Below are 12,626 nucleotides of genomic sequence, written 5' to 3' on the forward strand. Positions count from 1 at the left end.
CCATCCGTGTTGGGCTGAACTGAAGCAAATGCAGCTCCTAAGACAGCTCTGGCCGGAAGTGGTGGGAGAGGCGGTAGCAGCGCAAACCTATCCCCTCAACCTGCGCCGCCAGGTGCTACAGGTGGCCACCTCTACCCCGTCCTGGGCGCAAAACTTAACTCTGCAGCGCCAGCTCATTCTCAGGAAACTCAACAGCCGCCTGCACCCTCCTCTCAGCGACATTCGCTTCAGCCCCGGCGCTTGGCACGAGGGATCCAGCCCGTCCGCTCCCCACCCTGATGCGGAGTTGGTAGGCAAGTTTTACCCCATCTCATCTGCAACCCCAGCCCAAAAGCAGCCTGCAACCGCTCGCCGCTCCGGCTCACGGCCGTCTCCCGCCGATGCTAAAGCCGCTTTCGAACGTTGGGCCCGACTGGTGAAACAGAGACAAACTCAGCAAAACCTGTTCCCTTGCCCTGCCTGTGGCTGCCCCGCCCCTGCCGCCGAACTGGAGCGTTGGTTGGTCTGCGGGTTTTGCCATCGCCAGTCCTTGCGCGTGCGCAGCTAACTCAGGGAACTCAAATTAGGGCTGTTTCCAGGGGCAACGAAACAACTCGTTAGGTCGATCCCCAGCTCCCTTCTCCCAGAGGGAGAGGGGCCGGGGGTGAGGGGAACTCCCCCTGAGGTTGTGGATGGTGGCGGCAGCGGCCTGGATTCTCGATGAAGGCAACTGCAAACCCTCAATCGTTCATGGCGTGGTAGGTGGCCACCGCCGACGGCGATACGCGGTTCAAGTAGCGGAAGATCCAGTACTTAAAGAGTGTATCGAGGAAAACCGGAAAAGTGGCAATAAAGCCGTAGATAAAATTGCGGTTTTCTGGCAGACCCAGGTGGGCAGCTAAGCTGCTCAGCAGCACCTCCCAGCCATGGGGAGAGTGGTAGCCGACGAACACATCTGTGAAGAGAATAATAATGAAAGCCTTGGCACTGTCGCTGAGGCCATAGATCAGGCGATCCAAAAAAGACTTGAGAACTTCAATTTCCTCGCGCCCGATGAAGATCAGCCAGCCAAACACCAGCAGCGATAGCACGTCGGCAAGGACGTTCTTGAGGCCTTCCAAATTCTTACGGCTGTATTTTTGCAGCAACTCCTCTGCCTTCTTGGACAGTTGGTCTTCGGATTCCAGGTCGAGCTCTGGAGATTGGTGGTGTAAAGCCCGCTCAAACTCTATTTTTTCCTTGAAAAACTCAAACTCGGAGAGAGCCTTTTCTTGAAATTCGTAGCTCAGAGCCAGGATGGTGGGCTCCCGCGGCTGAAAGCGATCCACCAACGGCCCGAACAGGAAGTGTTTCGAGAAAATCTGGACAAGCAGCGGCAAAATGGCCAGCAGCAACAAAAACCGAACTGCCACCAGTGTGCGCGTGCGTTGGCTGCGATACTCCTGGAGCAGCTCTTCTTCTGCCTGCGAACTCAGCTCACGGCGGATCTGGTTGGCCGTACGCAGGATGGAGCGAGGCAGGAGGGCCGTTTTAGAGGCAACCGGGGCATTGCTGTTGTCGAGGTTTGTCTTAGCAAGATTGGTCTTGATGGAGGGATCGGAGGGCTCCGGCTGGCTTGAGGTCAGTGGCTCTGGTTGCTCTTGAGACTTGGGCGGAGGGGAGGTGGACCTGGGTTGAGCAGCGGGGCGCTTGTAGCGCGAGGTCACCTGATCGATAAACTCCAGCTTTTCCAAAATCGAGGGATCCCGACTTTGCCGGCCATTTTCAGCGTCTTTACCGTCGTTTTCAGAAGGGCCGACGGGGGCCTCTTTGGCCTGATCTTTGTCGGAAGAGAAGGGAGGGCCGCTGCCATTTTGCTCGGGATCCGGCAGGCGAGAAAAAACGCTACTGGCCCTGAACTCCGCTAAACTAAGATCAATTTGACGCAATTCCTGGCGCAATTGGATCTGAAAGTAGCGGCTGGTGTTTTGGCCGTGGTTTCCGTTGCTGCCGATGGATCCCCCCTGAAAGTAGCGGTCTTCGATGGCTTTGATGCGCAGGGCAGCTTCATAGGCTCGATCGAGGGAGCGTAGGGGAGTACTTGAGATCCATTGGCCGAGCCTGCTCAACACGGATTCCCCCATTGCTTTTTCCTGTGGCGGTTTTTCTCAGGGCTGATCCATGCATTTTTCAATGGCTAACTATTGTAACAACTTCTGGGAGGCTGGGCAGGGATCCGGATGGGGAAGCGGCCCGTCTGGATCAAAACCGTGTTGAAGGGGTTAGGGCTCAGGATCCCTTGAAGCGGCTGAGGGCAAAAGCGCAGATCTGCAGCAGCCGCAGCCCGTCCCGCACATGTTGGATGTTGGAGCGCCCATAGGTTCTGGGGAAGTAGCGCACCGGGATGTCCAGGATCTTGAGGGTGCGCTTGGCCGCCCCCAACAACAGGTCGAAATCCCCAAACGGGTCAAAATCCCCCCATTCTTGCCGCAGCTTGGCAATCTGCCAATAGTCCTCCCGCCACAGGGCCTTGGTGCCGCAGAGGGAATCTTTGATGCGGATGCCGAGAATGTGGGAGAGGAGAGCGGCAAAAAAACGATTGGCCCACTGGTTGAGGCGCGGCATCGCTTCTGGTTTCAGGGGATAGACGAGGCGGCAGCCGTTGGCAAAGTCGCACCGCCCGGAGGCCACCGCGCGGAAAAACTTGGGGAGCTCTTCCGCCTGGACAGTCAAGTCGGCGTCGAGAATGATCAGCACATCGCCGCTGGCCGCGGCAAACCCCTTGCGCACCGCATCTCCCTTGCCTTTGCCCTCTTGCCGGAGAGCCTGGATGGTGCGGATCCCCTGGTATTCGTCCTGAACCCGCTGGATCTCAGCCCAGGTGTCGTCGCTGGAATGCCCCTCTACAAAAATGATCTCGGTGCGGGATCCCATCTCTGGCAACTGCTGCACACAGCGGCGGATGTTGCCCGCCTCGTTGCGGGCTGGGATCACCACTGTGCAAGAAGGTTGCTCCTCAAGGGGGGGATCCCAGGCGGGATCGGGCTGGGGGCGGGCGATCGTGTATTCCGTTAGACAAAGGGCGTTGATCCCGGGCAAGGGGGCAATGAAGCGGTTAATCAGCGTCGAAAGCAGTGGGATCCGCCGCGGCAACAACAGCCGCTTGCCCTGCTGAATGACCTCGTACCCTGCTAGGTGCAGCAAATTGGCCACATCGCCTGCCGAGAGCCAGTTGGCTGCCGGCAGGGGCATGCGCTGCTTGAGGACGGTCGCCAGGCTTAGCAGCGGCTCCCAGAGGGGGTTGTGGTACGAGAGGATCAGGCGAGTGCGCGGGGTACAAAAACGGCGCAGCCGCTCAAGAACCTGCTGAACGTCTGCCAGGTAGCCCAAGGTGTTGACGAGCAAAATAACGTCAAAAGGCTCCGCTAAGATGGGATCCTGCTTGTCCAGCGTGTGGGCATCCTGCACCCGAAAGTGAAGATGGGGAAACTGCCTCTGCGCCTGGGCAACAATCTCTGCGTCCCAGTCAATCCCCACCCCAAAACTGGGCTGCAAAGCGTTGAGCAGGGATCCGGTGCCGGAGCCGATTTCCAGAATGCGCAGGCCTGGGGGAACGAAGAAGCGGTGCAGCCGCTCCAGATCCTCGTGGTAGTAGCGGTTTTTTTGCCGCCAGTAGTGCAGGGGGTGGGTCAACGCTCCCGGGATGTCGCCAGATCAGCTTTAGATCATAAAGGGCGGTGGGCAATCCGCAGACAAGCCCTGGCGAGCAGGAGACTCAGCGACGACGCACCCTATCTCTTTGGCTGACGAAGACGATGGCGCCGAAGAGAAGCCCCAGCACCACTGCGCCGTACAGCAAGCTCCAGAGAAAGTTAGCCAGTGAGGGAGTCATAAAAGAGTTTCCTCCTCCTGCGAATAGCAACTACCCAGCTATTCTCTGACTATACCGATCTTTGTCACCCCTCCCCGCCCGATCGTCCCCTCCAATGACAGGCACTTGGCCGATTATTTCGTTTGGTATTCCAGGGGCACCTCCTCTAGGGTTTGGCTAGTGCCGGCAAAGGGGTTGTCTGGGGTTAAGAAGAGCATACAGTGACATTCTTTGCGCTCGCGCATTGGCACGCAGGGGCAGTTCCAATAGCCGGCTTTCACTTCCGCCTCTTTGTCTTCGTAAAAGCGGCAGGGACAGAGCGGAGCGCCCAACTGCTCTTTGTGGAGAGCCAAGCCTTCGATCACTGCCGTCGTAATCGTAGGATCAGAGCAGAAAAAAGTGTCGGTACGTTTGGCGTAGGTTTCTGCGAAATGCCGCATCACCTCGAAGGTCTTCTGGGAGGCCTTGTTGTAACCACGACTTTCCATGACGATTCCTAAAGGTGGCACTAGTGAATAGCAATGGAGCTTACAGCTTTTCCCAGCAACGCTGACCAACGCTCATAAAAATCAGATGCTTCTCCTGTATGACAGGGATCCTACCTCTCCACAAGATTCTCACAGAGTCGGAAAAAGCTGTATCTCGCTCTTCGTTGTACTGCAGACTTTTGGACAATACAAATATCAGCCGCCTTGCTATTACAGAAGGCAACATTCGGGTTCTTCAGCCAGAGCCGGCCTCAACGCACTCTACAGAATAGAACAAAACAGCAAGAATGGCGTCGGCTGGGATCCCCTTCCTCAAGGCACCACCAGCACCGGGCAAGGGGAGAGGTCGATGACGCGGTGGCTGACGGAGTTGTTCTGTCCCTCGGCAGACAAGCTGAGGCCGCGGGATCCCATCACGATTAGGCTAATCTCCAGCTCGTCGGCCACGTCGCAGATGACGAAGGGAACTTTTCCCTCGCGATACTCGCTCTTGACATTTTGGATGCCAATCTGCTGCAGGCCAGCCTCAGCCTGTTTGAGCAAGTTGTGGATACTTTGGCGGGCTTGCTCGGCTTGCTCTGGGCTCAGGTCCGTGCTGTCTAGGACGGAGAGCAGATAGACCTGGCTCTTGTAGCGCTGCGCTATGTCCGCCACCAAGGGCAGGGCGTGGCTAGTTTCGCGCGAGTTGTCGATGGGAAAGAGCAGTCTTTCGAACATAGTCGCAGATTCCCCCTCCACCCCACCCGGACTACTCTGCCTATTCTACTTCCGCTTCTCTTGAAACAGGGGCAAGCCGTTAAAGTTTTCCAGAAGCAAAGGGATCCGGGGGCAAAAATCCACTAGTCTATTGGCAATCTGGCTTCGGCCAGAACTGTCTAGCCAATTGCTGAGGTGCAACTGTGGAAACGGCCATCGAGTGGATTACCGCCCATGAGATCCTCGACTCGCGGGGACAGCCGACCTTAGAAGCTCTGGTGGGCCTAGCCAATGGAGCAACCGGCTTGGCCCAGGTGCCCAGTGGCGCTTCGACCGGCACTTTTGAGGCTCACGAGCTGCGGGACGGGGATCCCAAGCGCTACGGGGGCAAGGGTGTGCTGAGGGCAGTGGAAAACATCCTCGGCCCCATCCAGTCGGAGCTGCGAGGGGAAGATGCCCTCAACCAGGCCCGCATCGACCAGTTGCTGATCGATCTGGACGGCACCTCCAACAAGTCGCAACTGGGAGCCAATGCCATCTTGGCAGTTTCTTTGGCTACAGCTAAGGCGGCTGCCAGTGCAGTGGGCCTGCCTTTGTACAGGTACCTGGGTGGACCCTTTGCCAACCTGCTGCCGGCGCCGCTGATGAATGTGCTTAACGGCGGCGCCCACGCCGACAACAACCTCGATATTCAAGAATTTATGATCGTGCCCATCGGAGCACCCAGCTTTCGCGAGGCGCTGCGCTACGGAGCCGAGGTGTTTGCAGCCCTAAAACAAGTGCTGCGGCAGAGGGGACTGTCCACGGGGGTGGGGGATGAAGGCGGATTTGCCCCCAACCTCGACTCCAACGCCGCAGCTTTGGATCTATTGATGACGGCTATTGAACAGGCGGGCTACAGGCCAGGGGAGGATATCGCCTTGGCCTTGGACGTGGCGGCCAACGAGCTGCTGCAGGATGGGCAGTACCACTTCGAGGGCAAAGCCCGCAGCGCCGAGCAGATGGTGAACTACTACGAGCAACTGCTGGCCAACTATCCCATCCTCTCCCTGGAAGACGGGCTGGCGGAAGAAGATTGGGCCGGCTGGCAGGCCATGACCGCCCGCTTGGGATCCCGGGTGCAACTGGTGGGGGACGACCTGTTTGTAACCAACCCGGCCCGGCTGCAGAAAGGCATCGACAGCGGCGCTGCCAACGCCATTTTGATCAAGCTCAACCAGATCGGCACCCTGACAGAGACGGTCTCGACCATTCAACTGGCCGTTCAGGCGGGCTTTCGCACCCTCATCAGCCACCGCTCCGGTGAGACAGAAGACACCACCATCGCCGACCTGGCGGTGGCCACCCGCGCCGGCCAGATCAAAACCGGATCCCTCTGCCGCAGCGAGCGCATCGCCAAGTACAACCAACTGCTGCGCATCGAAGACGAGCTGGGGGAAGCGGCCGTCTATGCCGGTCGGGTGGGCCTGGGGCCTAGGGGGTTGCCGGCGCGGAGTCGCTAGCCCGCTTGGATCCCCAGCACCTGCACCAAGAAGGCCCAGCGGTCGGCGGTCTCTTCGATGAGCTTGGCAGTGGGCTTGCCGGCCCCGTGGCCGGCTTTGGTGTCGATGCGAATGAGGATGGGCTGGGATCCCCCCTGGGCCGCCTGCAGGGCGGCGGCAAACTTGAAGCTGTGGGCGGGCACCACCCGGTCGTCGTGATCTGCCGTGGTGATCAGGGTGGCGGGGTAGGCGGTGCCGGGCTTGAGGTTGTGCAGGGGGGAGTAGGCGTAGAGGGCCTTGAATTCCTCCGGGTCTTCCGGGGATCCGTACTCGGAGATCCAGGCCCAGCCGATGGTGAACTTATGAAAGCGCAGCATGTCGAACACCCCCACGGCGGGGAGGGCTGCTGCAAAGAGATCCGGCCTTTGGGTCAGGCAGGCCCCCACCAAGAGGCCGCCGTTGCTGCCGCCGGCGATGGCCAACTTGGAGGGGTTGGTGTAGCCGTTGGCCATGAGCCACTCAGCCGCGGCAATGAAGTCGTCGAAGACCTTTTGCTTGTTGAGCTTGGTGCCCGCTTGGTGCCAGGCTTCCCCGTATTCGCCGCCGCCGCGCAAACTGGGCTGGGCGTAAACCCCTCCCATCTCCAGCCAGGCCACCAGGCCCACCGAAAAGCTGGGGGTCAGAGAGATGCCAAAGCCGCCGTAGCCGTACAGCAGGGTGGGGTGATCCCCTGTCCGCGCTAGGCCGCGGCGGTGGACAAGGAACATGGGGATGCGGGTGCCGTCTTGGCTGGCGTAGAACACCTGCTGCACCTCATAGGCCTGGGGATCGAAATCCACCTGGGGCTGACGGAAGAGGGTGCTGCGGCCGCTGGTGAAGTCGTAGCGGTAGATGGTGGGGGGAGTGGTAAAGCTGGTGAAGGTGTAGAAGGTCTCGGTGTCGTGGCGCTTGCCGCCAAAGCCGCTGGCGGATCCCAGCCCCGGCAGGGGGATTTCCCCCAGGTAGGTGCCGTCTAAAGCAAAGGTCCGGATCTGGGTGTGGGCGTCTTTGAGGTAGAAGGCAACGAACTGGTTGTGGATTAGGCTAACTCCCTGCAGGGTCTCCTCGGCTTCGGGGATCACCTCTTGCAACTGACCTGGGTTGTCGAGATCAATGGCCACCAGTCGCCGCCGGGGAGCCTGGAGGTCCGTCAACAGCCAAAAGCGGGAGCCGTCGTTGCCGACAAAGGCGTACTCGGCCTGGAACTCGCGGATAAGCTCCACCACCGGCGAGCTGGGATCCCGCAGGTCTTTGTAGAAGAGGAGGTTTTTGGGATCCGTGCCCCGCCAGACGGAGATGATTAGGTAGTCTCCATCTTCGGTAACCCCGCCGGCAAAGCCCCACTCTTTTTGGTCAGGGCGGTGGTAGACCAAGAGATCTTCCGACTGGGGGGTGCCCAGGCGGTGGTAGTAGAGTTTTTGGAAGTAGTTGGCGCTTTCGTACTCGCTGCCAGGGGCCGGCTCGTCGTAGCGGCTGTAGAAAAATCCCTGCCCGTCCAGCGTCCAGCTGGCCCCGGAGAATTTAATCCAGCGCAGGTGATCCGGCAGGTCTTCTCCCGTTTCGATATCCCGCACCTTCCACTCCTGCCAGTCGGAGCCGGAGCGGGAGAGACCATAGGCCAGGTAGCGCCCGTCGCGGCTGATGGCAATCCCTGAGAGGGCCACCGTGCCGTCTTCCGAGAGGGTGTTGGGATCTAGCAAAACCCGCGCCTCTCCCTCCAGGCTTTCTTGGGTATAGAGAACGCTCTGGTTTTGCAGGCCGTCGTTTTTGAAGTAGAAGTAGCGGTTGCCCTCTTTGAAGGGCTGGCTGTATTTTTCGTAGTTCCACAGTTGCCTCAGGCGCTCCAGAAGCCGCTGCCGGGCCGGGATCCGCTGCAAGTAGTCAAAAGTTAGGCGGTTTTGCGCCTCGATCCAAGCTCGCGTCTGCTCAGAATCCAGATCCTCCAGCCAGCGATAGGGATCCGGCACCGCTTGCCCATGGTAGAAGTCGACAACAGTGGGATCCGGATGGCTGGGCGGGTAGTTGAGCATAGAGACGGAGCAACAAAAGACCAATTCCACTATGGCAGAAGCCTGAGACCTCAGCGTGGGATTTGACACTCCCACCCAAATGGACTCGCGAAGGCGCTGTCAAGACGCCCCTAGACAGTCCTTTGAGGCATAACCTCAAAGTTCTGCTTACTTCGGACTTAAGTTCCTCTAGGTTAGTTATTGCCGCGCGGGTTTTGCACCGCAGTAGGTTGTTTTCCTGGAGAAGCTCTGTACTAACTATAACAAAGAAGCAACTAAAGTGGCTCAAGGGCTTTTCCGCCCCGCACTCAAGTACGGGGCTACCAAGCTATCCTTTTGTGTCAAAGTTGGGGCAGATGAGGTAGGTGAAGCGTAAAGGTTGTCCAGCCGGCGGCGCTGCTCACCTCGATGGATCCGCGCAACTGATCCACCATCTGTTTCACCAAGGCCAAGCCCAGACCCGTGCCCCCTTCCTTCCAAGGATCGTTGCTGGGAATGCGGTAAAAGCGCTCAAAGATGCGGGTCAACTCCTCGGCGGGGATCGGCTGGCTATTGCTGACCTCGACGATGCTGCGGCGGTTTTCGGTTTCTACCCGTAGGCGGATGGATCCCTGGGGTGGGGTGTATTTCACCGCATTGTGCAGCAACTCGCGCAGGATTCGCCCTAAGAGCAAGGGATCTGTCGTGAGGGAGCTCTCCAGGGGAACGCTGGCTTGAAAGCTCTGCCCCTTGGCGCGGGCCCGCTCTTCGGTAACGGTCAGCAGATCCCCCAGCAGATCTCGCCAGGTGAGGGCTTGCACCTCCAGCGCATAGGCCTCCGCCTGCAGCCGCTGCAGATCCAGCAGGTCGTTGATGAGCTCGATCTCCCGCTGGCACTCCCGCTCGGCAATGAGGAAGTATTGCGCTCGTTTCTCCTCTGAGCGAGCTATCTGCAGCATTTTCAGGGCCATTTTCAGGCTGGCCAGGGGAGTGCGCAGCTCGTGGCTGACGGTGCTGATGAAGTCGTCTTTGAGACGGTTGAGGCGCTCCAGGGCTTGCACCTGCTCTTGGGCAGCCTGGAACAGGCGCGCCTGCCGCAGCCCAATGGCACATTGGTTGGCCACCTGCTGGATAAGTTGGATCTCCTGGTCGTCGAAAGGACGCGCCGCCGAGCGAAAGATCCACAGATCCCCCAGCACTTGGCCTTTATCTAGCAAGGGACAAGCCATTACTACCTGGCGGTTTTCCGAGGCTCGCCCTAAGAAGCAAAATAGACAAGGCTGCCCTGCAGTTAATTGTCGATACACGGTTTCGTAAGGCCCTCCCTGCAAAGGGATGGAGAGGTTCAGATAAGAATCGGAGCGGGGGCAATACTCGTAGCGGATGGTGGCAAGGGTGAAATCGGCGTTGTAAAGGCTGATGTCGCAGCCATCGGCATCTAGACTTTCTCCCAGCTCGCGCACGGCAGCGCTGAGGATCTCAGCTTCGTCGAGAGAATCGCGCACGCGGTTGGTAATGCTTCTTAGGAGAGCCTCAAATTGCAAAGCCCGCTCCAGCTCGGCGGTGCGCTGCCGCACTTTTTCCTCCAGCGTTTGGTTGAGGGCTTTTACCTGCTCATAAAGCTGGGCCTGCTGCAAGGCAATGGCCGATTGATCGCTTAGCTCTTGCAAAAGCTTGATCTCCCACTCTTGCCAAGGACGGCTGGCCCGGCAGTGCTGCGCCACCAAGAGGCCCCAAAGGTCTTCACCCCGTCGGATTGGGATCACCAAGTTGGCCTGGGCCTGGAAAGATTCCAAGAGCTGCCGATAGCAAGGATCCAAACTGGCGGTCGCCACATTTTCGATGGCTTGCACAAAGCCCTGCTGGTACTTGCGATGGCAGGGATCCCTGGGGAAATACTCATCCCACACGTAGCGGCCCAAGTGACTAGGCCAGGGATCCACCACTGACTCAGCGGCCACAAACCCCCCTGCCCCCTCCTGCAACTGGTAGATCATTACCCGATCCACCTGGAGAAACTCCCGCACCTCGGCAGTGGTTGTTTGCAAAATAACTGGCAGGTCTAGAGCTTGTCGGATCCGCCGCAGCAAAGCCCCTAGTAGTCGCTCCCGCTCTGCTTCTTGCATCAACAGATCCTGAGCCTGCTTAAGAGGCGTTATGTCCACAACAACGCCACAGACGGCATAGGGATCCCCCTGGCAATCTCGCAGGGCAAATTTGGTAACCCACTGGCTCAATTGCTTGCCATTGCGGGAAAAAATCCGCTCGTAGCTGACAGGATCCGGAGATTGGAGGGCTCTCTGATCCTGCTCTCGGAACTCGCGGGCCTCTTCGGGAGTGAAAAGCTCATCATCCAGCTTGCCAATAAGTTCTCCTAGCTCAAAACCTCTCTGTTGTAGATAAAACCTGTTGGCGTGAAGATAGCGCCCCTCCAGGTCTTTGAGGAAGATGGAAAAAGGAATCCCGTCCAGAATAGCTCTAAGGCGAGCCTCACTTGCTTGTAGAGCCAGCTCTACCTCTTTTTGCTCGGTGATGTCTTCCGTAACACCTACAAAGCGGATGATTTCTTGCCGCTCATTAAAAATAGGCTGACAGGAAGTGCGTAACCAGCGCAGGCTGCCATCTCGATGGAAGATGCGGTAGGTGATTGGCTGCTCCCCTCGAATAACTCGAGGAAGAGATCGAAGAACACGGGGCAGATCTTCAGGGTGAAGCCTTTCTTTCCAAAGATCCGGTTTTTGATAAAACTCCTCCGGTGTGTATCCCCAGATGCTTTGACACCGGGGGCTTTTGTAGAGAACTTGGCTGAGATCTGCGGAACAGACGAAGAAATTCACCGGCACAGCCTCGGCCATTTCCCGAAAGCGGGCTTCGCTTTCCCGCAAAGCTAGTTCCACCTGCTTTTGTTGGGTAATGTCGCGGCTGCTGCACACAATCCCCTGCACTAGAGGATCCTGCAAAAGGTTGGTGCAGCGGCTCTCCAGCCACACCCAATGGCCATCGGCATGCTGGGCCCGATAGACAAAGCTGAGCGTCTCGCCAGGCCGAGCCTTCAGTTGTTCAAGGGCGTCGGCAACGATCTGGCGATCTTCCGGGTGAACCCAATCCAGAGGTATAGGTTCTCCCTCCTCAGGACAACGACCCAAGACTTTCTCGGTAACCGGGCGATTGAGAGTATGAACCAAGTCTTGGGCATCGATCCAACACAAAATGTCGTGGCTGTTGTCGAGGAAGGCGCGAAAGCGCTCCTGTTGTTCTCGCAGTTGTTGTTCCAGCCGCTTTTGCTCGGTAATATCCAAGACAATGCCGAGCCATCCCAAACCTTTGGACTCATCCTGCAGCTTGACAGCCAGGCGATAGGTGTAGCGCTCTTGGCCTTGGATGATTTCCTTGCTCTCCAATCGGGAAAACCCTTGCCGCTCCAGGTCAGACAAGGCTTGCCCAGTGTACTCCAGCCAGTGGGGATGTTGCTGCGCTGCCTCTTGCAGAGAAGTGCCCAGCAGGTCGCCATACCAGGCGCGGTCGGTGGCATTTTGCAAAATCAGCACTCCCTGGGGATCCCTGGCCCCTATGGCTGCCGGCAGGGCGTCCAGAAGAGCCCTCAGTTGGGCTTCCCGCAGGCGCAGATTTTCTTCCAGTTGCTTCTTCTCGGTAATGTCTCGGCCCACCCCGCGAATAAACTGCAAGCGGCCCCGCCGGTCGAAAAGGCCCTGGTTGATCCACTCAAACCACCGCACCTTTCCTTCCGCATCGAACAAGGGGTGAGCCCAAGCAAAGGTAGGCTGCTGAGGAGTAAGCTGGGATATCTTCTGCCGCACCTGCTCTTGCTCCTCTGGCGGCAAGGCCTCGATCCAGCGCCGGCCCTGCCAATTGCCGAAAACCTTCTGGCAGGCCTCGTTACACTCCACCACCGTTGTATCCGCCCGCGCCAGCATGATGACATCGGGAAAACCAACCTGGGCCTGATGCGGCCGCCGCCTCTGCCAGAAGACAAGCGCCAGGAGCCAGGCTGCCCACAAAAGCAGCCACGGCCAGTTGCCCAAAGCTTCCTCAACAATGGTCTCCCAAGGAATGATCATGACAGCTTAGCATTGCCAAAATTCTG

Annotated in this window: 9 protein-coding genes; 2 read left to right on the forward strand and 7 right to left on the reverse strand. The window is 58.4% G+C overall.

Annotated elements, in window-relative coordinates:
• Positions 1-28: 28 nt before the first annotated feature.
• On the forward strand, positions 29-547 hold the full coding sequence (locus tag ACVWXC_RS00995; RefSeq protein ID WP_240527320.1) for a DciA family protein: 519 nt from the start codon (positions 29-31) through the stop codon (positions 545-547).
• 172 nt (positions 548-719) lie between these two features.
• On the opposite strand, the gene pxcA is transcribed toward ACVWXC_RS00995, so the two are convergent.
• The 5 genes from pxcA to ACVWXC_RS01020 form a co-directional block, all read right to left on the reverse strand.
• Complete coding sequence (pxcA, locus tag ACVWXC_RS01000) at positions 720-2,090, reverse strand: proton extrusion protein PcxA (protein WP_240530517.1); 1,371 nt, start codon at positions 2,088-2,090, stop codon at positions 720-722.
• A gap of 157 nt (positions 2,091-2,247) precedes the next feature.
• Positions 2,248-3,651, reverse strand: a complete 1,404-nt coding sequence (locus tag ACVWXC_RS01005; RefSeq protein WP_099812766.1) for a glycosyltransferase — start codon at positions 3,649-3,651, stop codon at positions 2,248-2,250.
• 82 nt (positions 3,652-3,733) lie between these two features.
• On the reverse strand, positions 3,734-3,850 hold the full coding sequence (locus ACVWXC_RS01010; protein ID WP_011431350.1) for a photosystem II reaction center X protein: 117 nt from the start codon (positions 3,848-3,850) through the stop codon (positions 3,734-3,736).
• A 113-nt stretch (positions 3,851-3,963) separates the two neighbouring features.
• A complete protein-coding gene (locus tag ACVWXC_RS01015; protein WP_099812767.1) occupies positions 3,964-4,317 on the reverse strand; it encodes a ferredoxin-thioredoxin reductase catalytic domain-containing protein in 354 nt (117 codons plus the stop codon).
• 312 nt (positions 4,318-4,629) lie between these two features.
• Positions 4,630-5,034, reverse strand: coding sequence for a universal stress protein (locus ACVWXC_RS01020; RefSeq protein WP_457390767.1), 405 nt, complete (start codon positions 5,032-5,034; stop codon positions 4,630-4,632).
• A 182-nt stretch (positions 5,035-5,216) separates the two neighbouring features.
• Here ACVWXC_RS01020 and eno point away from each other — a divergent pair, with 182 nt between their 5' ends.
• Positions 5,217-6,515: a phosphopyruvate hydratase gene (gene eno, locus ACVWXC_RS01025; protein WP_457390765.1), complete on the forward strand. Its 1,299-nt coding sequence runs from the start codon at positions 5,217-5,219 to the stop codon at positions 6,513-6,515.
• On the opposite strand, the gene ACVWXC_RS01030 is transcribed toward eno, so the two are convergent.
• Both ACVWXC_RS01030 and ACVWXC_RS01035 read right to left on the reverse strand, forming a co-directional pair.
• Entirely contained in the window at positions 6,512-8,563 is a 2,052-nt protein-coding gene (locus tag ACVWXC_RS01030; protein WP_011431346.1) for a prolyl oligopeptidase family serine peptidase, read from the reverse strand. The two genes, eno and ACVWXC_RS01030, sit on opposite strands and share 4 nt — an antisense overlap.
• Before the next feature lie 320 nt (positions 8,564-8,883).
• Positions 8,884-12,600 carry a PAS domain S-box protein gene (locus ACVWXC_RS01035; RefSeq protein ID WP_457390763.1) on the reverse strand — a complete coding sequence of 1,239 codons (3,717 nt, stop codon included), beginning with the start codon at positions 12,598-12,600 and terminating at the stop codon, positions 8,884-8,886.
• Between the last annotated feature and the right edge of the window lie 26 nt (positions 12,601-12,626).

The sequence above is a fragment of the Thermostichus sp. OS-CIW-20 genome, from assembly GCF_054061455.1.